A 22,577-nucleotide genomic window follows, 5' to 3' on the forward strand; every position below is an offset into this window, starting at 1 on the left:
GGCACGGCCTCAACCAAGCTTCGGTGGCGGGCCGCCGGGTGCCCACTTTTCCTTGCTGCCGAACAGGAACAGCTGCGAATTGTCCGCCGACAGCGGCGCACGCCGGGCCTCCCAGGCGTCATCGTGCTTGTCCATATCGGCGTCGTATTCGATATGACAGCCCAGCGGGCTGTTGAAGTACCAGAACCAGTTCGAACCAAACAGGTGACGCCCCGGGCCCCAGAAACTGGTCCAGCCCTTCTGCTCGAAGCGCGTGCCGGCCAACAGCACTTCGGTGCCACTGCCCATGTGAAAGGTGAAGTGCTCGCAGCCTTTCATGTGCGGCGGTGTCTGGATCATGAACAGGCAGTGGTGATCATCAGAGCCGGCCGGACGCATGAACGGTCCGGCGCCGATGAAGGTGTCGGTGGTGCGAAAGCCCAGACGCTGGGCGTAGAACGCCTCGGCCTTGGCCGCGTCAGGGACGAAATACACCACATGCGACAGGGTGCGCGGGATGGCGCTCATCTCTGGACTGATGCCGGGCTGATTGAGCGGACGCTGTGGCGCATGGCCGGCAGCGTTGGTCAGATCAGCCGGGGCGCTGTAGGCCTTGCGCACACTGACTTGAAAGGCAATCGCAAAGCCCATGTCATCGACGCTGTGCAGCACGCCCTGGGCGTCGCGGCTGACGGGGCGGTCGCGGGCCAGTTCGTCTTCGATGGCGTCCAGGTCGCTGAGCGCGCCGACGCCATAAACGGTTTCGCGAATCGACGGCGCCGGGCCGATAGCCGCCGGCAGATCCGGGTCGTCGGCGCGGCGCAGGATCACGGCGGTGCCGTCGAGTGCTTCGAAACGCCCGCCGCGACTGTCGACGCCGACCGGCGCCAGGCCGTAATCACGTAAACAATCGGTGCAGGCTTGGATGTCATCGACGCCAAAGATCAGGGCATCAAGGCCAATGATGTTCATGGCTTACCACTCCATTGAAATTATGATCCGGTCACCGCCGCCGCAGACGCCAAAGTGCGTCGGGCCAGGCTGCAACCCGGTGGTGGTGTCGGCGACTGGGGGCCGACTGCGGCGGAGATTGGCGCAAGGCTCGGCAGCTGACTAATCGCGAGTCGGGATGCGACCTATCGACAAACGCGATACCTGCATCGGTGGTTGACGCGTCGATGGAATCGTTCGAAGGTATTGGCAAAATAAATACAACAAGCGGACCTGCCCATGCGTTTCAACCACCTGGACCTGAACCTGCTGGTGGCGCTCGATGTGCTGCTCGAAGAACAGAACATCACCCGCGCCGCCGAACGCCTGCACATGACCCAGTCCGCCACCAGCGGCGTGCTTGGGCGTTTGCGCACTTACTTCGAAGACGAGTTGCTGGTTCAGGTCGGGCGCAAGATGCAGCCCACGCCCTACGCGACCGAGCTGGCGAAACCGGTACGCGAAGTGTTGCTGACAATTCAGTCCTCGATCACTGCCAAACCGGTGTTCGACCCCACCACCAGCAAACGCCACTTTCGCCTCGTGACCTCGGATTACCTGATCAGCGTGTTGTTCGCCCAAGTGATCCAGAAGATCCATCAGGAGGCGCCGAACATCACTTTCGAAATGCTCGGCCCCAGCGACAACTCTGGCGAATTGCTGGTGCGCGGCGAGGTTGATCTGATGATCGTGCCCGAGCGCTACATCATCGAAGGCCACCCTTCCCAACTGCTGTTCGAAGAGGAACACGTTTGCGTGGTGTGCCAGAGCAACAGCGCGGTCGGCGCCAGCCTGACCCTCGAGCAGTACATGCAGATGGGCCACGTGTCGGTGGGTTTCGGCCGCACTCGGCACATGAGTATCGAAGAGTGGTTCATGAACCAGTACGGCTTCAATCGGCGCATCGAGGTGATCACCAGCGACTTCAACACTCTGCCGCAACTGGTGGTTGGCACCCAGCGCATCGCCACAATGCACCAGCGTCTGGCTAACCTGTATGCGCGCTATCTGCCGCTGCGCATCCTGCCCCCGCCGGTGAAAATCCCGCTGATGCGCGAGTACATGCTGTGGCACCGCAGCGTCGACGGCGACCCCATGCACCGCTGGCTGCGCGAACGCATCAGCGAGTTCATCCAGCATCTGGAGCAGCCGCCTATCGAGTCTCGCGATACCTCGTATCCGCCGTCACGATTGGCCAATTAGCCGGTTGATCCTTAACGTGCCTTGCGAATGCCAAGGCAACCACAAGGACAACAAAAATCATGTTCCGCTACTTCCCGACCAACTACGTGTGGAATCTTTCGGTCGACCTGGCCATTGAAATGGGCGCCCGCATGGGCGAAATCGAGGCCATGTGCGCACCGCTGCAAGAGGCCGCCAAGCAACCGGACGCGGCCGGCACCAAGGCGTTTCGCGAGACCTGGGCCAAAATGGCCGACAAGCTCTGCGGTCTGGCCGAAGAAGACGAAGGTCATGGCCGCCTGCTCTCGGCCGGCGAAAAATACAACCGCGCCGCGACTTACTATCTGACCTGCGAACGCCTGCAAGCCCATGGCGCGCCAGGGCGTACCGAGCTGTATCAGCGCTTTGTGCAAACCTTCAAACGCGGCATCGAACTGTCGCAGGAAAACTGTCAGCGGGTGGAAATTCCCTATGAGGGCAAGCATCTGTCCGGCTTGCTGGTGCGCGCCGAAGGCGTCGACGGGCCAGCGCCGATTCTGGTGCAGGTCAATGGTCTGGATTCGACCAAGGAAATGAAATACCGCGTCGGCCTCCCGGCCTGGCTGGCCAAGCGTGGCGTATCGTCATTGATCATCGACCAGCCCGGCACCGGCGAAGCGCTGCGCCTGCACGGTTTGACTGCACGCTACGACAGCGAGCACTGGGCCAGTCGCGTGGTCGACTGGCTGGAGACCCGGGATGACGTCGACGCCAAACGTATCGGTCTTGAAGGCGTTTCCCTTGGCGGTTATTACTGCCCCCGTGCGGTGGCGTTCGAACCGCGTTTCGCCTGCGGCGTAGTGTGGGGCGCTAACCACGACTGGCGCGACGTGCAGAAGCGCCGTCTGGAAAAGGAAGGCAGTTTCCCGGTGCCGCATTATTGGGCGCACGTCTGCTGGGTGTGGGGCGCCAAGGATGTCGAGGAATTCATGAGCATCGCCGAAAACGTCCACCTCGACGGCGTGCTTGACCGCATCAAAGTGCCGTTCCTGGTTACCCACGGCGAGCAGGACTCGCAGATCCCTCTGAAGTGGGCGCATCGCACCTATGAACAATTGGTCAACAGCCCGAAATGCGAACTGAAAATTTTCACCGAGCGCGAAGGCGGCGTGCAGCATTCCAGCTTCGACAACAGCATCAACGCCGGCCACTACATCGCCGACTGGGTTGCCGAAACGCTGGGCGGACGCACCGCCTGATTGCATCCGGTCAGCAGTAACGCAGTCCGCTAAAGGAATGAGCCTGCTCGCGAAGGAGCCGTCAGCCGCAAATGCATGCTGACTGACACACCGCCTCCGCGAGCAGGCTCACGCTTACGATTGAACGCGTTCCGTCAGCACACCGAGGTCCATCGACGCCATCAATACCCGCCCATCGATGCAATCTGCTGTTCCCCTTGCCCGCCGCGCCCTAACCTCGTTTCGCATAACCACAACACAGCGAAACCACCATGACCGCCCTGCATCTGCAATGCCAGACCCTGTTCACCGCCACCGACCTGGACACACGCCCGCAGCAGACCCTGGTGATCGAAAACGGAGTTTTCAGCTATGTCGGCCCCACCGCTTGCGCGCCGCAACCCGCAGCCGGTGACAAGGTCATCGACACTGGCGATCATTTCGTCATGCCCGGTCTGATCGATGTGCACACGCATCTGGCCTTCGGCAACGCGCAAAGCGAAGAAGACATCGACATCTGGACCAGCGACGAATTTCGCGCCTTGCGCGGTATGTTCTTCGCTCAGCATGTGCTGGCGGCGGGCGTCACCAGCATGGTCTGCCCGGGCGACAGTGGTCAGCTCAGCATCGCCGTGCGTAATGCAATCGGCGCCGGGTTGTTTGACGGGCCGCGCATCGCTGCCAGCAGCCGAGTCATCACCAATCGGCAAAGCCTCAATGACTGGTTCCCGAGCCGCATGGGCGCGCCGGAGTTTTTTACCGCGCGGCTGGTCACCAGTCGCAGCGAAGCAGTGGCGGAGATTCGCAAGCAGGCCAAGGACGGTGTCGACCTGATCAAGATCGCCATGGACGGCACGCACCGCCGGCCCAACGGCGAAATCATCGCTGCGTTCACCGCCGATGAAACCCTTGAAATGGTCGATGAAGCCCACCGCCTGGGCTGCAAGGTCGCCACTCACGCCTATGGGCGCGAAGCGGTGATGTACGCCGCGCGCGCCGGCGTCGATCTGGTGTTTCACGCGTTCTACATGGACGACGCCTGCATCGAAGCCTTGCTCGACGCCGGCAGCATTGTTGCGCCGACCATGACCTTCCCGCAAAACACCGTGGACTTCTGCCAGCCCCACGACCCGGCCATCACCAGCGGTTACGCCGGCTACTGCGCGCGGACACTGGAGGTTGGCTCAACAGTGCTCAAACGCGCCAAAGCTGCTGGCGTGCCGTTTGCCTGCGGCAGTGACAGCGGCTTTGCCGTGACGCCTTATGGCGAATGGCACGCGCGGGAGCTGGAGCTGTTGGTCACGCGCCTGGGATTTACCCCCGCCGAAGCCTTGCACGCAGCAACGGCCGTAGGCGCACGCTGCATGCCACGCGGCGAAACCCTCGGCACTTTGCGAGTCGGCCAGCAGGCCGATTTCCTCGTGCTCGACGGCTCACCTCTGCGAGATATCCGCCTGCTGCAGGACCGCTCGCGTATCAAAGCCGTGTACAAGGGCGGGCAACCGGTGCGCCTCGAACGCAGCCCCTATAACCCCAAACAGGTGTCGGATTTCAACTCACTGAAATGGACCGACCTCTATACCCGTGATCGCGTTGCGCAACTGGGCAAATGGACCTCGTGAGGACACTCGACATGCAAGCACTCGATCTCGGCACCGCCACACTCATTGCCAGCCAGGCCATCGCTATCGCCCGCGCCGCCGACCTCAAACCGATGGCCGCCGCTGTCCTCGATGCGGCCGGCCATCCACTCGTTGTATTGCGCGACGAGCACGCCAGTTTCTTGCGTCCGCAGATCGCCACAGGCAAGGCACGCGGTTGTCTGGGCATGGGTTTCGGCGGCCGCGAACTAGCGCGGCGTGCGCAGGCCATGCCGGCATTCTTCGATGCGATCAACAGCCTCAGCGGCGGCGAAGTCATTCCCGTGGCCGGTGGTGTGCTTATTCGCACTGCCGAAGGAACGCTACTTGGCGCCCTCGGCATCAGTGGCGACACCTCAGACAATGACGAGCGCTGCGCCGTGCAGGCGATCCTTCACGCCGGGCTGCGCGCTGATACCGGCGATGCGCTGACAGACTGATCCAGCAACCCGGCCTGCTGCAACAGCAGGTCGCGAAACCACACCATCGCCGGGTCGAGATCCTGATAGGGATGCCATTGCAGCACCTGCACCGCTTCGGGGAAATCTACGGGTGCGGGGAGAATGCGCAACGGATAACCCTCGGCAAATCGCTCGGCCTGGCGACGGAATACCGTGGCAATTCTCCCTGTGCCAATCACGAATTGCGGAATCAGGGCGAAGCTCTCCACCGCCACGGCGACCCGCCGTTCAATGCCGATGTCCTGCAAGTGCGCCGCGTCCAGCGCCAGATGTCGCCCGTCGGCAAAGGCGCGCACGACATGCTCGGCGGCCACGTATTGCGCGAGATCCAGGCCAGCGGCGAATGGCGATTGCTGCGCGCAGACGATGCAGCACAGCGAATCGCTCATCAGCGGCACATGCGGGTAGTCGGGGTTGAGACGACGCTCGGGCACGATCACGCAATCGCTGCGCCGATAATCCAGCGCTTCACTGACTACATCAGCATCGCGCGGCGCTGGCAGATCGCGCAGGCTCAAGCGCACGCCGGGCGCAACACGCGCCAGTTTCCGACTGAGCGCCGGCAACAGGACGCCGATCACATAATCGGAAGCCACCAGAGTGAATTGCCGAGTACAACTGGCCGGGTCGAAGGAGACTGGCGCATCGACGATCTGCCGCGTCAGCGCCAGCGCTTCGCGCACCTTGGGCAGCAGCTGCAAACCGAGCGCAGTCGGCTCCAGCCGGCGGCCGACTTGCACCAGCAGCGGGTCATTGAAATGCTCGCGCAACCGCCCGAGCGCCGAGCTGGTCGCCGACTGGCCCAAGTGCAAACGCTCCGCCGCGCGACTGACGCTGCACTCGCTCAACAAGGCGTCGAGTGCCACCAGCAGGTTCAAGTCGAGTCGGCGATAGCGCATGGATTTCTTCCTCAAAGAACGCCGGCTCACTGTCGGTGAAAAGTCCTGACAGCGCAAATTTCGCGCAAAAAAAACCTGCCATGCAGAGGCAGGTTTTTCCGTTGGCAGCGCTCAATCAGCGTGACGGCGGATGCTCGGTCGAAACCGAGTTCGCCGCGTCCACGTCCGACATGTCTTCGTCCACTGGCGCCTCATCGTCCGGCGGCAAAGGCACCTCGGGATTTTCGCGCTTCGGATCGTGCCCGGTCTCGTTGTCGGTGGTGCGCGTCACGGCTTGTTGCGAGTGGTTGCCCGGTGCCTTTTCATCAATGTCCATGTCGGTCTCCGATGTGATTCAGCGATGTGTACCTGAGCGTGTGAAATGCCCAAGGGTGACAAGTGCCCGACAATGGACGAACGGTGAACGCTACCCTTCAGCCAACTCGACGGAACCTGAATTTTTTTGCAGTCTCTACAGCAGAACCCACAGTGGAGGATCCGATAATGGACAGCCTGACCACGCTTCTGCAGCGTTTTGCCGAAACGTTGCCGAACATCGACAGCGAGGGCTTTGCCCAGTTGTTCGACCGCTACGCCGATGCCGATGTGGTGCTGATCGGCGAAGCCAGCCACGGCACCCACGAGTTTTACGCCGCCCGCGCAGCGATCACCCGACATCTGATCGCGCATCACGGTTTTACCGTCGTTGCGGTCGAAGCAGACTGGCCGGATGCCGATCAGATCGATCGTTGCGTGCGCGACCGGCGCAAAGCGAGCTGGCAAGGTGCCGCGTTCTCGCGCTTCCCGACCTGGATGTGGCGCAACACCTGCGTGCAGACGTTCACCCGCTGGCTGCATGAATACAACCGCACCCAAGCAGCGGCGCAACGTGTCGAATTTCGCGGACTCGATGTGTACAGCCTGCGCAGTTCGATCCGCGAAGTGCTTGGTTATCTGCAGGAGGCCGACCCGGCGATGGCTCGCGAAGCGCAACAGCGTTACGCCTGCCTGATCCCCTGGCACGACGATCCCGCGCTGTACGGCCACTTCACCGAGGTCGGCGGCATGGCCACCTGCGAAGGCGCCGTGCTCGAACAGCTGCAAGCGCTGTTGAGCCAACGTCTGAGCCTGATTGCAAACGACGGCGAAGCATTGTTCAACGCCACTCGAAATGCCCGGGTCGTGCACGCGGCCGAGCAATATTATCGAGCGATGTATCGCGGCAATCGCGAGTCGTGGAACCTGCGCGACCGACATATGTTCGAGACGCTGGAGGCTTTGCGCTTGCGCCAGACACCCAACGCTAAAGTCGTGGTCTGGGCGCACAACTCGCATATCGGTGATGCCCGTGCGACGCAGATGGGCGACGGCGGCCAGGTAACCCTCGGCCAACTGTGTCGCGAAGCATATGGCACACAGGCCGTGCTGATCGGCATGGGTACCGACAGCGGCACCGTCGCCGCTGCGGACGACTGGGACGCACCCATGCGCATCAAAAATGTCGTGCCGGCCATGCCGCGCAGCTGGGAACGCGCCTTCGCCGCGGCAGGCTGCCCACGAGCCCTATACGACTGGCGCGACGCCGACAGCAGCGCGCTGCGCGAAGCGTTATCGGGCCGGCAACTGGAACGCGCCATCGGGGTGATTTACCGCCCACAGACCGAACGGCAGAGCCATTACTTCGACGCGACACTCAGCGAGCAGTTCGATGCCTGGCTGTGGTTCGCCGAGACCACGGCCATTACCCCGCTCTCTACCGAACAATCCTCGAGCCACGAGGAAGACACCTTCCCTTTCGGGCTGTGATGCGGCGTCATCGCAACGCAAAAAGCCTGCTGTTGAAAGCAGGCTTTTTCGTGGGCGGTGTCTTACTTCTGCTGCGTCAACGCCGAGTAGCTGTTCATCAGGTTGCGGTAGTTGGGGATCCGCTGCGACAGCAGGTTGCCCAGGCCTTCGATGTCGTTGCGCCAGTCGCGGTGCAGCTCACAGGCCACCGAGAACCAGTTCATCATCTGCGCGCCGGCCTGAGTCATGCGGCTCCACGCGGCTTGCTGCACGGTGGTGTTGAAGGTGCCGGAAGCATCAGTCACCACAAACACGTCAAACCCTTCTGCCAGTGCCGACAAGGTCGGGAACGCGACACACACATCCGTCACCACACCGGCAATGATGATCTGCTTGCGGCCGGTAGCCTTGATCGCCTTGACGAAATCTTCGTTGTCCCAGGCGTTGATCTGGCCAGGGCGAGCGATGTACGGCGCGTCCGGGAACATCTCTTTCAGCTCCGGTACCAGCGGGCCGTTCGGGCCTTGTTCGAAGCTGGTGGTGAGGATGGTCGGCAGGTCGAAAAACTTGGCCAGATCCGCCAGTGCCAGCACGTTGTTCTTGAACTCGTTCGGCGAGAAGTCCTGCACCAGCGAGATCAGACCGGTCTGGTGGTCAACCAGCAGCACGATAGCGTCGTCTTTGTTCAGGCGGTTGTAGGTTGGAGTGGTCATGGTGTACGTCCCTTTTCAAGTTTGAAGTTTTGTTGTTGCGTTCAAGTTGGGTACAGATTACTGACGCACAGCAAAGGGATAAATCGGCTGAAAAGCGTTTCACCGTCCACTCAAACCGGACAATCACCTCAGTCGTAAAACGGCTCAACCAACGTCCGACTACCGACAAAGAAACTGTCCGCCACCAGGCGCAACGGCTGCAGGTCAAGATCATTGGCCTTGTCGCCGATCAATTGCTGGAAGTGGCGATAGACTGCTGCGTACTCGCCCTCCTCCGACACGCTTTGACGAACGCCGTCGATGCTCAGCACCGCGCCACCGTTGTCCAGGCGCAGGACGCCCTCGGCGCAGCGGATTTCGATGCTCCACAATTCGTCGTGGCCATGGTCGAAATCGAACTCGGCGCGAACATCCAGCCGATGTGCATCGGACATCTTGATCGAGGCAGCAATCGGCGACTGGCAGTTGTTTGGCACCCGCAGCTCGGCGGCTTCGACAAACAGCGGCAGCGCCAGCAGGTGGGTGATGATCGACAGGGCGTTGATGCCCGGATCGAACACACCGAGGCCGCCCGGTTGCCAGATCCACGCTTGGCCCGGATGCCATTTGCGCACGTCTTCTTTCCAGTCGATCTGCACGCTTTGCAGGGTGCGGCTGGCCAGCCAGTCGCGGGCGGCGGCGATGCCGGGCGCATAGCGTGAATGCCAGGCGAACAACCCACTGACGCCTTGTTCGGCCACCTGATCAACCAAGGCCATGGCCTCACCCAATGTCGCACAGGGCGGTTTTTCCACCAGCACGTGCTTGCCGGCCGCCAAGGCCTGTTGCACCAGGGCAAAGCGCCCTTGCGGCGGCGTGCAGAAGGCAATCGCATCAACGGCCGGGCCGCTTTCGAGCAGCTCGCTCAGCGACTGGAAGTTTTCCACCCCGGCGCAAGGTTTGCCCTGAGTGGCAACCGCCACCAACTGGAACGCCGGATTGGCGAGGATGGCGGGAACGTGTTGATCCTGGGCGATCTTGCCGTAGCCCACCAGGCCGAGACGAATCGGTTGCATTACAGACTCCTGTTGTTGTTTTGGTCTTTTTGCAGCACAGCGACAAGGGTACGTGTTTCTGCGCCCGCCTCCAATCGTCATACTATTTAAATCCTGGACCTATCGGTCATTTCTTCTTACACCTTTTGTCGCCCGATCCGACACCACACGGCGATCCAGAGCCGGCCCACGGCCTCAGTTTGCTATCATGCGGCGCTTTTACGGTTAACCCCCCGCCAGTCCTGCCGACTTGCGGGCTGCAAAAGGCGGTATTAGATGACGGCTTTGTTGACTCGCCGCAAGGTACTTGCGGGAATGGGCGTGCTCGGGCTCGGCCTGCTCGCCGGCTGCGATACCCGTGGCCAACTGTCGTACAAGTACGGCAAGGATCTGAGCGACAAGATCCTCGGACGCACCTTCAAGCTGAAGAACCCCGAAGGCGAAACCATGTCGCTGTCGAGCTTTCGCGGAATGATGCCGATGATATTCTTCGGCTTCACCCAATGCCCGGCCGTTTGCCCCACCACGCTGGCCCGCGCCGCGCAGATCAAGAAACTCATGGGCCGTGACGGCGACCGCCTGCAAGTGGTGTTCATCACTCTGGACCCCGAACGCGACACGCCCCAGATCCTCGACGCTTACGTCAAAGCCTTCGACCCGAGCTTCGTCGCGCTGTACGGCACGCTTGAGGAAACCAAGGCCACCGCCAAGGAATTCGACGTGTTCTACGAGAAAGTCCCGGCCGGCGACACCTATACCCTCTCCCATACGTCCACCAGCTACGTCTACGACTCGCGTGGTGAGTTGCGCCTGGGCCTGTCTACCTCGTTGACGGCCCAAGAGTGCACGGAAGATTTGCTTACTGTTATGGAGGTCTGCTGATGCATCCCGTTCTGAATCAACTCAAACGCACTGTGTGTGCACTGTCCCTGCTCGGCCTGGCCTTTCAGGCGTCGGCGCAGACCAAGGTCGACGACGCCTGGGTCCGTGCGACTGTGCCGACCCAGTCCGCCAGCGGCGCGTTCATGACCGTCACTTCCGACACCGACAGCAAGCTGCTCAGCGTCGCCTCGCCAGTGGCCAAGGACGTGCAGATTCATGAGATGAGCATGAAGAACGACGTCATGACCATGGGCCCGGTGAAATCGGTTGACCTGCCTGCCGGCAAAGCCGTGAGCTTCGACCCGAACGGCTACCACGTCATGCTGATGGGCCTGACCGGTCAGTTGAAGGAAGGCGACAGCGTGCCACTGACCCTGACCGTGGAAAACGCCAAGGGCGAGAAAGAAACCATCGAAGTCAAAGCGCAGGTTCGCGCGCTGACCAACATGGGCGGCCACGATCACAGCAAAATGCATTGATCGCTGACTGAAAGACTGTTCGCCTGACAGAAAAACGGGGCGGCCTGATCGATCATCAGGCCGCCCCGTTTTTTTGATGTGTGCAGAATTAACGCTTGCGGGCCAATGCGTTGCGCACGCTTTCCGGTGACATCCCTGAGCTGGAACGGGTCATGGGTTCAACGACGGTCGCCTTGACCAACTGTTCCTTGCGCTTCGTTACCTGACACCAGTGGTAAGCGAAATATCCGACTGCTACCACGATCCCCAACCAACCGAACACCGAACTCACGAAGAACCACAGCGCCAGTGTGACCCATACGGTTTTCGAGTTGAACAACTTCAAACTGTCGTCGGCAGGCACCGGTTCGAGCGGCGTCTGTGGCGCCTCCGGTACTTTTTGCATCCCCTGCAGACCAAAGCGCAGCGCGAAGTCCGCCCCGGGCACAGGCACCTCGATCTGATTGCCTTGAGCACGATGCACACGAATTTCGCCATCGACGAGCGAGACGGAGCTGAAACTGATCTGGGTGTTACAGCGAATCTCGCCGTCGACCAGGGTCACGACCGTTCGTTGTGAGTCAGCGGGAGTGTCGCGCATGTCGATTCCTTGAGCGTTCCACGTCGGACGACGTGCGAAGGGAAAATCCGTTGGAGGCAAATGCTACTGAGTGGCTACTACGCTGTCCAGAAGCGTGAACCCGGCTGCAAGTTATCCGGCTCGAGCGTGTTCGAAGTAACCAGCCTGATGGAAAGCGTGCTTTACATCCGAAACAACATCAGCAACCATGTAAAGGGTCTTTTACATAGGAAGTGAAGAATGAACCGGTACCACCTCGAATTGGGCGCAGCATTAATCCTCTACATGCTGGTGCTGACAGCATCATTGATTGCCTCGCAATACCTGATGGATGCGCACCTCGTGCTGCGCTCGGCCGTCGCACTGACGCCTATCATTCCGGCGGCCCTGATGTGCTGGGCCATCGTGCGGAACATGCAGCGCATGGACGAAATGCATCTGCGCATCCAGTTCGAAGCCTTGGGGTTCGCCTTTGCCGCCTCGGCATTGGTGACCTTCAGCTACGGTTTTCTGGAAAACGTCGGCGCCCCGCATATCCCGTGGACGTGTGTGTGGCCGGTAATGGGGCTGATGTGGATTGTCGGCCTGCACATTGCGCGACGCCGCTACCAATGAAAAACCGTCTCAAGGAATTGCGCGCCGAGCGCAAGTGGTCGCAGGTCGATCTGGCCGAACGCCTGAACGTGTCGCGCCAGACGATCAACGCCATCGAAAACGAACGCTACGATCCGAGCCTGCCATTGGCGTTTCAGATTGCCCGGGCGTTTGAGCTACCGATTGAGAGCATTTTTGATGATGGCGAATCTTGAATGGCAAAAGGGGCAACACACGTTGCCCCTGTTCGATCAACTCCCCGCACCACCATGCGCTTCTTCAAAGAAGTAATCCGTCCAGCTCGCCGCCTTGTTTTTCAGCACACCGAGTTCCTGCAATTTCTCGGCATAGATGAACGTGCGTTGCGGCACGACGGTGAAGTCGATTTCCGGGTCTTTGACGATTTGTTCGACCAGTGCCAGCGGCAGTTTCGATTGCTCTACACGGATGTAGGCTTGGGCGGCGGCGGGTTTGTCGGCTTTGATGATGTTCTCCGCTTCCGCCAGTGCGTCATAGAAAGCTTTGTAGGTTTTCGGGTTTTCGTCGTGGAATTTTTCTGTGGTGTAGAGCACGTTGAACGTCGCCGGGCCGCCGAGGATGTCGTAGGAACTCAGCACTTTATGCACGTTCGGGTTTTGCAGAGCCTGGTACTGAAACGGCGGGCTGGAGAAATGCGAGTTGATCTCCGAGCCGCCGGCGATCAGGGCGGCGGTGGCGTCCGGGTGTGGCAGGCTGACCGAAATGTTGTCGAATTTCTTGAACTGCTCGTCGCCGAACAATCTGGCGGTTTCAATCTGCAGGGTGCGCGACTGGAAACCCACGCCAGCGGCTGGCACCGCGATGCGATCCTTGTCGCTGAAGTCCTTGAGGGTTTTGATGTTCGGGTTGTTGGTCAACAGGTAATTGGGCATCGAGCCCAGCGCGGCGATGGCTTTGACGTTCTGCTTGCCCTTGGTGCGGTCCCACACGGTGAGCATCGGCGGCACGCCGGCCGAGACCACGTCCAGCGCGCCGGTAAGCAGCGCCTCGTTCATCGCCGTGGCGCCTGAAATGCTGTTCCAGTCGACCTTGATCTCCAGGCCTTGGGCCTTGCCGTGTTTTTCGATCAGTTGTTGATCGCGCACGACGTCGAGAATCAGGTAACCAATGCCGAATTGCTGGGCGATGCTGATTTTGCCCTCGGCCTGGGCGCCGCTGCTGAACAGCGCACCCGCTGCCAGAGCTGCGGCCAATAAAGTCAGCGCAGAACGTTTGAACGGTGTGACCATGACAACCTCGCAGCAGGAGAATGGGCTGAAAGATCCGACTTTAAAGCTATAAAAAACATAAATTAAATATCTTTATCGCATATCAATAGCACCGCGCGCTTTTATGTCTGCCGGGGCCATCTCGCGAGCAGCGGACGGACCTACAACAGTCTGAAACAAAAAACTCCCTCCACCCAAAAGCGCCACTTCGTCCACACCCCCCGCCGCATGTGGGCGCACGACATTCCAGGGGTTACCAGGCACGGGTTTAAAATGCCGATCAGGCTGCCTGTCCTTGGTATCATCACCCACACTTTTTTGACCCTTTTATGACATGCAGGCCTTTTTTGTGAGCGCTCTTTTCAACTGGCTGCGGCGGCCGAATGCCCGCCTCCTTTCCCTGATCATCTTGGTATTGATGGTGCCGGTGTGCCTGCGAGTGGCTCTGGGCTGGTCGACACCGCTGGGCTTTCTGTCGGATCTGGCCGTGGGTAGTCTGCTGGTGGTAGCGCTGCATCGCCGTACGTGGTGGCTGGCCTTGCCGGTGCTGGTGTTCTGGGCGCTGCTGGCGATTGCCACGGCAGAACTGGTCAGCGCCGTCGGCCGCCTGCCGACGCCTTCGGATGTTCACTATCTGATCGACCCGCAGTTCGTCGAGAATTCCACTGGCGGCGGACTTGCGCACCCTACCCTGGCCATGGCTTTGCTGGGTGCCCTGGCTTTCTGGCTGCTGACTCAGTTTGTTGGTCGCGGCTTGTCTCGCCCTGCTCTGCCTCGCTCGGTCTGGGCAGCGCCTATTGTGTTGTTCGCCGCCCATTGGGCCGCGCAAAACCTGTGGCCGAATGACGGCGACGCCTGGCGCCTGTACAACCTGCCGCATCAACTGCTCGCCAGCGAAGTCGCTGACCTGCAGATCCAGGCCGAGGAATGGCTGGACGGCGACGTCGACGAACCAACACCGGCGATGGCTGGGCTCACAGACGTAGACCTCAATGGCCAGAAACTGCTGACCGCACCAGGTCAGGCACGCAATGTGTTGATCATTGCCTTGGAAGGCATTCCAGGCGCGTACATCCGCGCCAACCGCGAAGCGCTCGGCAGTCATTATCAGGAAGAGCTGATGCCCAACCTCAGCCGCTGGGCCGAGCGTGGCATGAACACCCCGGATTACGTGCTGCACACCCATCAAACCATTCGCGGTCTTTACGCCATGCTTTGCGGCGATTACGACAAGCTCAACAATGGCACGCCCAAAGGCGTGGAAATGCTCACGCTGAACGAGCGCAACCAGGCCTGCCTGCCGGCGCAGCTGCGCGAACACGGTTTCAACACCCATTATCTACAGGGTGCTGGCCTGCGCTTCATGGCCAAAGACAAGATCATGCCGCACATCGGTTTCGATGCGACCCACGGCCTGGAATGGTTCAGCAACAGCAACTATCTGGAATTCCCGTGGGGCAAGGATGACAAGGCGTTTTTCGAAGGGGCGCTTGATTACGTCGGCCAATTGAAAAAGCAAAAACAGCCATGGATGCTCACGCTGCTGACGGTCGGCACCCACCAGCCCTACTCCGCACCGGATGATTATCTGCAGCGTTATGAAACGCCCAAGCAGGCCGCCGTCGGTTATCTCGACGATGCACTGGACCAGTTTCTGTCAGGACTGGAACGCCAAGGCGTTCTCAAGGACACGCTGGTGGTGATCACCTCGGATGAATCCCACGGCATCGACGGCGTGCGGCTGGCCTCGTCGTGGGGTTTCAATCTGACGCTGGCGCCGGAACAGGCGCAACTGCCGCGTCTGAATGCCGGGGTTTATGGTCACGTCGATCTGAGTACGTCGATTCTCGACTATTTCGACCTGCCGGTGCCGACTGCACTGAGCGGCCGGTCGCTGTTTCGCGACTACGATTCCGGGCGCGAAATCATGTCGTTCACCAACGGCAAACTGCGCTATCACGACGGTCAGGGCATCTTCTCCGAGTGCGACCTGCCGCGCCGCTGCCGCTACTACCAAAGCGCCGGTTTCATCGCTGAAAGCGCGATCTACAAAGGCACCTACAGCGGCCTTCCGGCCCGGCAGATCGCGGCGCGCGCCGATGCGCTGGACCTGTCATTGCTGCGCACGCCGCTCAATCATCGCTACCAGTTCGGCAGCAACAACATCATCCCGCTGCAAGCGCAGATCAAGGATGACTGGGCCGACAACCTGATCGGCGCGCAATACCTGGAAATGCCCAAAGGCTCGCACACCCGCGTACGCCTGACCGTCCGCTCGGTCGATCCGCAACAGGCGGCGTACATCCAGCTCAAGGCCAAGGAATTCGAACAGGACGTGCAACTGGGCCTGCCGGCAGAAATGGTCGCCACGGCGGATCAGCCCCTGGAGATGGATTTCAGTTTTGAAAACCCGCAGCCGCGCAAGGCCTTCTCGTTTCATTTGCTGGGGTATGGGAATGGCGCGGTTGAGGTCTCGGATTTCAGCGTGATCACCGAATTGCCTGGCCAGGAAGACATCCTCGACGACGTCCCCGAGGACGAAACCGCGCAATCGAGCTGACGCCCTGTAGGAGCTGCCGAAGGCTGCGATCTTTCGCCTTTGATTTTTTTCAATTGAACAGCAAGATCAAAAGATCGCAGCCTTCGCCAGCTCCCGTGTACGACGAAAGAGTTTGCCTATCGGAGCCCAACAGTCGGGCTATTAGCCGACTTGCCAACTCGGGTCTAGCCTTACCAGTCCGAAGTCGGCACGAGCCGGCCGCAGACCTGATAGGGATCCGAACATGGCAAACGAATCGAAATGCCCGTTCAACCACGCCGCCGGCGGCGGTACGACGAACCGTGACTGGTGGCCGAATCAACTTAATCTGAAAATTCTCAGCCAGCACTCACCCAAGTCCGATCCGCTGGGCCAGGACTTCGACTACGCCAAAGCCTTCAAAAGCCTCGACTTCCAGGCCCTGAAACAAGACATCAAAGCACTCATGACTGATTCCCAGGACTGGTGGCCAGCCGACTTCGGCCATTACGGTCCGCTGTTCGTGCGCATGGCCTGGCACAGTGCCGGAACCTATCGCACCGCCGACGGCCGTGGCGGCGCCGGCTCCGGTCAGCAACGCTTTGCGCCGCTCAACAGTTGGCCCGACAACGTCAGCCTCGACAAGGCTCGCCGCCTGCTGTGGCCGATCAAACAGAAATACGGGCGCAACATTTCCTGGGCCGACCTGATCGTGCTCACCGGCAACGTCGCGCTGGAGTCGATGGGCTTCAAGACCTTCGGCTTCTCTGGAGGCCGCGCCGATGTCTGGGAACCGGATGAAGATGTGTATTGGGGTTCGGAAACCGAGTGGCTCGGCGGCGACAACCGTTACGGCAAAAGCAACGGCCCGGTGCAAGAGCCCGGCGACGGCACGCTGGTGGCTGAGCCCGACTTGCATGGGCGCGAAGAAAGCCGTACCGATCAGGGCGAACGCAATCTGGAAAATCCCCTCGCGGCCGTACAGATGGGCCTGATCTACGTGAACCCGGAAGGCCCTGAAGGCAACCCGGACCCGGTGGCCTCGGCCAGGGATATCCGCGAAACCTTTGGTCGCATGGCCATGAACGACGAAGAAACCGTCGCGCTGATCGCCGGCGGCCACGCCTTCGGCAAGACCCACGGCGCCGGCCCGGCCGATAATGTCGGTCCGGAGCCAGAAGCCGCCGGCCTGGAGCAGCAGGGACTGGGCTGGAAAAACGCCTTCGGCACCGGCAAAGGCGCCGACACCATTACCAGCGGTCTGGAAGTGACCTGGACCACCACGCCAACGCAGTGGAGCAACAACTATCTGGAAAACCTGTTCGGCTTCGAGTGGGAGCTGACCAAAAGCCCGGCGGGTGCCAATCAGTGGCAACCAAAAAACGGCGCAGGTGCTGGCACCGTTCCCCACGCGCACGATCCGGACAAGAAGCTCTCGCCGACCATGCTCACCTCCGACCTGGCGCTGCGCTTCGATCCTGCTTATGAGCAGATCTCGCGGCGTTTCCTGGCCAATCCCGATCAGCTCGCCGACGCGTTCGCCCGCGCCTGGTACAAGCTGATCCATCGTGACATGGGCCCGCTCTCTCGCTACCTCGGCCCGGAGCTGCCGCAAGAGGAGTTGCTCTGGCAAGACCCGCTGCCCGCCGTGACGCACCCATTGATTGATGACAGCGACGCCACGGCGCTGAAAAACAAGGTGCTGGATTCAGGGTTGTCGGTGTCGCAACTGGTCTCGACGGCGTGGGCGGCGGCGTCCACCTTCCGCGGTTCGGACAAGCGCGGCGGCGCCAACGGCGGGCGCTTGCGTCTGGCGCCGCAGAAGTTCTGGCAGGCCAACCAGCCCGAGCAACTGGACAAGGTGCTGAGCAGACTGGAAGGCATTCAAAACGAGTTCAACAATGGCGCCGCCGGCGGCAAGAAGATTTCGCTGGCGGACCTGATCGTCCTGGCCGGCAATGCCGGGGTGGAAAAAGCTGCGCAGAACGCCGGGCATTCAGTGTCGGTGCCGTTCTCACCGGGGCGCGTCGATGCTTCGCAGGAGCAGACCGATGTCGAATCGTTCGGCTTCCTCGAACCGATCGCAGACGGCTTTCGCAATTACAGCAAAGGCAAATACACGGTTGCGGCGGAAACGCTGTTGATCGACAAGGCGCAATTGCTGACGCTCACGGCACCGGAAATGACGGTATTGTTGGGTGGTCTGCGCGTGTTGAACACCAACGTCGGGCAGACAAAGCATGGCGTGTTCACCGACAAACCCGAAGCACTGAGCAATGACTTTTTCACCCACCTGCTGGACATGGGCGTGGAATGGACGCCGACTTCGCGGGATGCAGATGAGTTCGAAGGCCGTGACCGCAAAACCGGGGCGCCAAAGTGGACGGCGACGCGAGTGGATCTGGTGTTCGGCTCCAATGCGCAATTGCGCGCATTGGCCGAGGTGTATGCCAGCGCTGATGCCAAGACGCAGCTCGTCAATGATTTCGTCAAGGCATGGACGAAGGTGATGAATCTGGATCGGTTTGATCTGCGATAACCGAGCAAACGCAACGCCTTATGTAGGAGCTGCCGAAGGCTGCGATCTTCTGATCTTCAAAATCAAAAGATCGCAGCCTCGTTCCACTCGACAGCTCCTACAGGAACGGCGTCAAGCCAGGCTTTTGCTCACCACTTCATACACATCACTGGACAGCGACCCAGATGCCAGAATCCGCTCCAGCTCGGCCTTCATCAGCGCCTGACGCGCGCTGTCGTATTTGCGCCAGCGGGTCAGCGGGGCCAGTTGGCGCGAGGCGATCTGTGGGTTGAAGCCGTTCAGTTCGATCACCAGATCGGCGAGGAAGCGATAACCGGAACCGTCCGCCGCGTGGAAGTTGATCAGGTTCTGCCCGGCGAACGCACCGATCAGTGCCCGCACCTTGTTCGGGTTCTTGATGTTGAACGCCGGGTGCTGCATCAACGCCTTCACGCGCTCCAGCCCGCCCGGCAAGGTGCTGCCGGCCTGCACGCTGAACCATTGATCCATGACCAACGGGTTGTCCTTGAAATGCTCGGCGAAGCTGGCCAACGCCAGGGCCTTCTGCTCTTCGAACGGCGAGTTGACCAGCACCGCCAGCGCGGTCAGGCGCTCGGTCATGTTGTCGGCGGTTTCAAATTGCTCCAGCGCTGCCGCGAGCACTTCCGGCTTGCCGCTGAGCATCAGGTACGACAGAGCAATGTTCTGCAATGCGCGACGGGCGAAGTGCTCGGCCTCGGCCACATACGGCGTTTGCCTGGACAGGTCGCGGTTGGCCTGATAACGCAGCCACAGCGCTTCGAACAAGCCTTCGGCCAGTTGCTTGCGGGCAAATTCGCGCGCGACATGGATCGCCTCGACGTCGGCCACTTCGCTGATTTCGGTGAGATAAGCCTCACCCGGCAGCGAGAGCATTTCGGCAACCATCGCCTGATCCAGCGACTCGTCGGACAACACCGTGCGCAGCGCCGACACCAGCCGCGGATCGAGCTTCAGGCTCTCGCCCTTCTGATGCTGAGCAATCAGTTCCTGCAACACTTGCACCGACAGTTGCTGCCCGGCGTCCCAGCGATTGAAGCCGTCGCTGTCGTGCTGCATGAGGAACATCAGTTGATCACGGTTGTACGGGAAGCTCAGTTTCACTGGCGCCGAGAAGCCGCGCAGCAGCGATGGCAGCGGCTGTTCGTTGATGTCGACGAAGGTGAAGGTCTGCTCGGCTTCGGTGACCGAGATCACCCGAGTGGTGCCTTGCGCCGAAGCTTCGCCCGCCAGACGCAAGGCGATTTCGTTGCCCTGGCTATCGAGCAGGCCCAGTTCGACCGGAATCACGAACGGCAGTTTTTCTACCTTGTCCGGGGTCGGCGGACAGCTCTGGCGGAAGGTCAGGCTGTAGGTTTTCGCGCCAGCATCGTAGGACTCGCTGACGGCCAGGCGCGGCGTACCGGCCTGGCTGTACCAGCGCTTGAACTGGCTGAGGTCGACGCCATTCGCATCTTCCATCGCCTTGACGAAGTCGTCGCAGGTCACGGCCTGGCCGTCGTGGCGTTCGAAATACAGATCGCTGCCCTTACGGAAGCCTTCAGCGCCCAGCAAGGTGTGGATCATGCCGACCACTTCCGAGCCCTTTTCATACACGGTCAGGGTGTAGAAGTTGGAAATCTCGATAAAGCTGTCCGGGCGCACGGCGTGGGCCATGGGGCCGGCATCTTCGGCAAACTGGTGAGTACGCAGATAGGCGACGTCCTGAATGCGCTTGACCGTAGCCGAGTTCATGTCCGATGAGAAACCGGCGTCGCGGAACACGGTGAAGCCTTCCTTGAGCGACAGCTGGAACCAGTCGCGGCAGGTCACACGGTTGCCAGACCAGTTGTGGAAGTATTCGTGGGCGACGATCGCCTCGACCCGCTGGTGCGCGGCGTCGGTGGCGGTTTCGGCGCGAGCCAGCACGGCGCTGGAGTTGAAGATGTTAAGACCCTTGTTCTCCATCGCGCCCATGTTGAAATCGTTGACCGCGACGATCATGAAGATGTCCAGATCGTACTCGCGACCGTAGACCTCTTCGTCCCAGCGCATCGACTTCTTCAAGCTGTTCATCGCGTGCTGGCACTTGTCGATGTTTTCCGGCTCGACATAAATGCGCAGCGCAACGTTGCGCTGGCTCATGGTGGTGAAGGTGTCTTCGACGCACCAGAGATCACCGGCGACCAGCGCAAACAGGTACGCCGGTTTCTTGAACGGGTCTTCCCATGTCGCCCAGTGGCGGCCATCTTCGCCGGGGCCGGATGCAATCGGGTTACCGTTGGAGAGCAGCACCGGATAGCTGTGCTGCTCGGCGACCACGGTGGTGGTGAACTTGCTCATCACGTCCGGGCGGTCGAGGTAATAGGTGATCTTGCGGAAGCCTTCGGCCTCGCACTGGGTGCAGAACATCGTGCCGGACTTGTACAGGCCTTCCAGCGCGGTATTGGTTTCCGGGTGAATGCGCACGCTGGTGTCGAGGGTGAAGGTTTCGCTGGTGGGCTGCAGGGTCAGGTGGCTGTCGGAGACTTGATAATCTGCGGCGCTCAGTTCCTTGTCGGCCAGCGTCACCGAGAGCAGCTCCAGTTGCTGGCCGTCAAGCACCAGCGGCGGCAGGCCGGCGCCACGTTCAGGATTGCGGCGCATCACCAGTTGCGCGTGAACCAGGCTGTGGTCCTCGAACAACTCGAAGGTCAGGTGCGTTTCGTCGATCAAGTACTCGGGGGCCTGATAGTCCTTGAGGTAAATCATCTTCGGTTGTTCGGTGCGCATGCTGGAATCCTTATTGATGCACGGCGAGCTGGTAAGCCGTGTATTTACGAATGTTGATCACGCCGGTGTCGAAGATCAGGTACTGACCCTTGATCCCCAGCAGCGTGCCTTCGGCAATCGGGTTCTTGTCCAGGTTGAAGCTGACGATTTTCGTCGGGTATTGCTCGACGGGATAGCGGATCTCCAGCGGTTCGACATCGGCAATCGTCTGAATCGCCTGCAGGCCGAACCGCTCTTGCAAGCCTCGCAGGCCTTCGGCGCAGCTTTCGAACAATTGATCGCGCACCTGCGCCAGATCCACCGCCGCTGCGTCGCCCTTGAGCAGTGCGCGCCAATTGGTCTTGTCCGCCACCTGACTGCGGAACAGGTCTTCGACAAACCCCGATTGCTGGCGGGTGGACACGCGCATGATCGGCAAGGCCTGACTCGCGCCCTGATCGAGCCAGCGCGTCGGCAACTGCGTGGCACGGGTGATGCCGACCTTGATCCCCGACGAGTTGGCCAGGTAGACCACGTGGTCGGTCATGCAGAACTGCTGGCCCCACACCGGATCGCGGCAAGTGCCGGCGTCGAAGTGGCAGCGCTCCGGGCTCATGATGCACAGGTCGCACTGCGCCAGTTTGGTCATGCACGGGTAGCAATAACCCTGACTGAAACTGGTTTTGGTCTTGCGCCCGCAATGGGTGCAGTGGATCGCCCCCAAGTATTCCAGACGCAGCGTGCTGCCGATCAACGGATTGACTGGCACCTCGACGTCATCCAGACGAAACGCGTACTGCACGTTCGGCCCGTCCAGGCGCGCCGACATTTTGCTGATTGCACCGCGGCCAATCTCGATCAATGGATGGCATCCGACTTGAACAGGAGGTTCGGCACTTCGATCGACTTCGACGCACACTCTTGCGGGCCCATGTAGCCAGTGCGCTGGTCTTCCGGCAGGTTCTGGATTTCCCAGGCGATCATCGCCTGCAACGACAGCTCGCGCTGCTCGGCAGTGAGCTTGTTGCCGTCGGACCATTTGCCGATTTCCACGGCCAGTTTCAGGCTCTCGTAGATGTCCGGGGTGATGTTGTTGATCATGTCGTTGAAAGAGGACATCAGGGTCTCCGCG

Annotated in this window: 21 protein-coding genes; 11 read left to right on the forward strand and 10 right to left on the reverse strand. The window is 60.7% G+C overall.

Annotated features, from left to right (window positions below):
- Positions 1–9: 9 nt before the first annotated feature.
- Positions 10–951, reverse strand: a complete 942-nt coding sequence (locus ACP7D9_RS22700; RefSeq protein WP_397478906.1) for a VOC family protein — start codon at positions 949–951, stop codon at positions 10–12.
- A gap of 258 nt (positions 952–1,209) precedes the next feature.
- Here ACP7D9_RS22700 and ACP7D9_RS22705 point away from each other — a divergent pair, with 258 nt between their 5' ends.
- The 4 genes from ACP7D9_RS22705 to ACP7D9_RS22720 all read left to right on the forward strand — a co-directional run bounded on the left by ACP7D9_RS22705 (position 1,210) and on the right by ACP7D9_RS22720 (position 5,448).
- Positions 1,210–2,172 (forward strand): LysR family transcriptional regulator, encoded by a 963-nt coding sequence (locus tag ACP7D9_RS22705; RefSeq protein ID WP_101155367.1) that lies wholly within the window; start codon positions 1,210–1,212, stop codon positions 2,170–2,172.
- Positions 2,173–2,231: 59 nt separating this feature from the next.
- Positions 2,232–3,389 carry an alpha/beta hydrolase family protein gene (locus tag ACP7D9_RS22710; RefSeq protein ID WP_101155369.1) on the forward strand — a complete coding sequence of 386 codons (1,158 nt, stop codon included), beginning with the start codon at positions 2,232–2,234 and terminating at the stop codon, positions 3,387–3,389.
- 251 nt (positions 3,390–3,640) lie between these two features.
- Complete coding sequence (locus tag ACP7D9_RS22715; RefSeq protein ID WP_426159665.1) at positions 3,641–4,990, forward strand: amidohydrolase family protein; 1,350 nt, start codon at positions 3,641–3,643, stop codon at positions 4,988–4,990.
- 11 nt (positions 4,991–5,001) lie between these two features.
- Entirely contained in the window at positions 5,002–5,448 is a 447-nt protein-coding gene (locus ACP7D9_RS22720) for a GlcG/HbpS family heme-binding protein (RefSeq protein ID WP_426159666.1), read from the forward strand.
- Here the strand turns inward: ACP7D9_RS22720 and ACP7D9_RS22725 are convergent.
- Together ACP7D9_RS22725 and ACP7D9_RS22730 are read right to left on the reverse strand one after the other, a co-directional pair.
- The gene (locus ACP7D9_RS22725) at positions 5,403–6,368 is read right to left on the reverse strand and encodes a LysR family transcriptional regulator (RefSeq protein ID WP_426159667.1); all 966 of its coding nucleotides are present in this window, start codon (positions 6,366–6,368) and stop codon (positions 5,403–5,405) included. The genes ACP7D9_RS22720 and ACP7D9_RS22725 overlap by 46 nt on opposite strands.
- Positions 6,369–6,483: 115 nt before the next feature.
- Complete coding sequence (locus ACP7D9_RS22730) at positions 6,484–6,684, reverse strand: hypothetical protein (RefSeq protein ID WP_426159668.1); 201 nt, start codon at positions 6,682–6,684, stop codon at positions 6,484–6,486.
- Between the two features lie 167 nt (positions 6,685–6,851).
- On the opposite strand from ACP7D9_RS22730, the gene ACP7D9_RS22735 reads away from it, so the two are divergent.
- Positions 6,852–8,153 carry an erythromycin esterase family protein gene (locus ACP7D9_RS22735; protein ID WP_426159669.1) on the forward strand — a complete coding sequence of 434 codons (1,302 nt, stop codon included), beginning with the start codon at positions 6,852–6,854 and terminating at the stop codon, positions 8,151–8,153.
- Positions 8,154–8,215: 62 nt separating this feature from the next.
- Here ACP7D9_RS22735 and ycaC read toward each other — a convergent pair whose 3' ends face one another.
- Together ycaC and ACP7D9_RS22745 are read right to left on the reverse strand one after the other, a co-directional pair.
- Positions 8,216–8,845: an isochorismate family cysteine hydrolase YcaC gene (ycaC, locus tag ACP7D9_RS22740; RefSeq protein WP_016774235.1), complete on the reverse strand. Its 630-nt coding sequence runs from the start codon at positions 8,843–8,845 to the stop codon at positions 8,216–8,218.
- Positions 8,846–8,973: 128 nt separating this feature from the next.
- Entirely contained in the window at positions 8,974–9,900 is a 927-nt protein-coding gene (locus ACP7D9_RS22745) for a Gfo/Idh/MocA family protein (RefSeq protein WP_426159670.1), read from the reverse strand.
- Between the two features lie 255 nt (positions 9,901–10,155).
- On the opposite strand from ACP7D9_RS22745, the gene ACP7D9_RS22750 reads away from it, so the two are divergent.
- Both ACP7D9_RS22750 and ACP7D9_RS22755 read left to right on the forward strand, forming a co-directional pair.
- A complete protein-coding gene (locus tag ACP7D9_RS22750) occupies positions 10,156–10,761 on the forward strand; it encodes an SCO family protein (protein ID WP_101159034.1) in 606 nt (201 codons plus the stop codon).
- On the forward strand, positions 10,761–11,240 hold the full coding sequence (locus ACP7D9_RS22755; RefSeq protein ID WP_426159671.1) for a copper chaperone PCu(A)C: 480 nt from the start codon (positions 10,761–10,763) through the stop codon (positions 11,238–11,240). Before ACP7D9_RS22750 ends, ACP7D9_RS22755 begins: the two co-directional genes overlap by 1 nt.
- Positions 11,241–11,328: 88 nt before the next feature.
- Here ACP7D9_RS22755 and ACP7D9_RS22760 read toward each other — a convergent pair whose 3' ends face one another.
- A complete protein-coding gene (locus ACP7D9_RS22760) occupies positions 11,329–11,820 on the reverse strand; it encodes a hypothetical protein (protein ID WP_426159672.1) in 492 nt (163 codons plus the stop codon).
- A 219-nt stretch (positions 11,821–12,039) separates the two neighbouring features.
- On the opposite strand from ACP7D9_RS22760, the gene ACP7D9_RS22765 reads away from it, so the two are divergent.
- Together ACP7D9_RS22765 and ACP7D9_RS22770 are read left to right on the forward strand one after the other, a co-directional pair.
- Positions 12,040–12,414 (forward strand): hypothetical protein, encoded by a 375-nt coding sequence (locus ACP7D9_RS22765; RefSeq protein WP_426159673.1) that lies wholly within the window; start codon positions 12,040–12,042, stop codon positions 12,412–12,414.
- Positions 12,411–12,608, forward strand: a complete 198-nt coding sequence (locus ACP7D9_RS22770; protein WP_101159038.1) for a helix-turn-helix transcriptional regulator — start codon at positions 12,411–12,413, stop codon at positions 12,606–12,608. Before ACP7D9_RS22765 ends, ACP7D9_RS22770 begins: the two co-directional genes overlap by 4 nt.
- A gap of 36 nt (positions 12,609–12,644) precedes the next feature.
- Here the strand turns inward: ACP7D9_RS22770 and ACP7D9_RS22775 are convergent, their stop codons facing one another.
- Positions 12,645–13,661 carry an ABC transporter substrate-binding protein gene (locus ACP7D9_RS22775; protein WP_101159039.1) on the reverse strand — a complete coding sequence of 339 codons (1,017 nt, stop codon included), beginning with the start codon at positions 13,659–13,661 and terminating at the stop codon, positions 12,645–12,647.
- 328 nt (positions 13,662–13,989) lie between these two features.
- On the opposite strand from ACP7D9_RS22775, the gene ACP7D9_RS22780 reads away from it, so the two are divergent.
- Both ACP7D9_RS22780 and katG read left to right on the forward strand, forming a co-directional pair.
- Positions 13,990–16,200 carry an LTA synthase family protein gene (locus ACP7D9_RS22780; RefSeq protein WP_426159674.1) on the forward strand — a complete coding sequence of 737 codons (2,211 nt, stop codon included), beginning with the start codon at positions 13,990–13,992 and terminating at the stop codon, positions 16,198–16,200.
- A gap of 223 nt (positions 16,201–16,423) precedes the next feature.
- Positions 16,424–18,697: a catalase/peroxidase HPI gene (katG, locus tag ACP7D9_RS22785; protein ID WP_426159675.1), complete on the forward strand. Its 2,274-nt coding sequence runs from the start codon at positions 16,424–16,426 to the stop codon at positions 18,695–18,697.
- A gap of 111 nt (positions 18,698–18,808) precedes the next feature.
- Here katG and pepN read toward each other — a convergent pair whose 3' ends face one another.
- From pepN to ACP7D9_RS22800, 3 genes are read right to left on the reverse strand one after another with little or no spacing between them, the layout of a single operon-like run.
- Positions 18,809–21,466, reverse strand: coding sequence for an aminopeptidase N (gene pepN / locus ACP7D9_RS22790; protein WP_426159676.1), 2,658 nt, complete (start codon positions 21,464–21,466; stop codon positions 18,809–18,811).
- A gap of 10 nt (positions 21,467–21,476) precedes the next feature.
- Positions 21,477–22,307, reverse strand: coding sequence for a DUF2797 domain-containing protein (locus tag ACP7D9_RS22795; protein ID WP_426159677.1), 831 nt, complete (start codon positions 22,305–22,307; stop codon positions 21,477–21,479).
- Entirely contained in the window at positions 22,304–22,564 is a 261-nt protein-coding gene (locus ACP7D9_RS22800; RefSeq protein ID WP_426159678.1) for a YeaC family protein, read from the reverse strand. Before ACP7D9_RS22800 ends, ACP7D9_RS22795 begins: the two co-directional genes overlap by 4 nt.
- Between the last annotated feature and the right edge of the window lie 13 nt (positions 22,565–22,577).

The sequence above is a fragment of the Pseudomonas sp. TSRC2-2 genome (genome assembly GCF_049897785.1).
Classification (GTDB): domain Bacteria; phylum Pseudomonadota; class Gammaproteobacteria; order Pseudomonadales; family Pseudomonadaceae; genus Aquipseudomonas.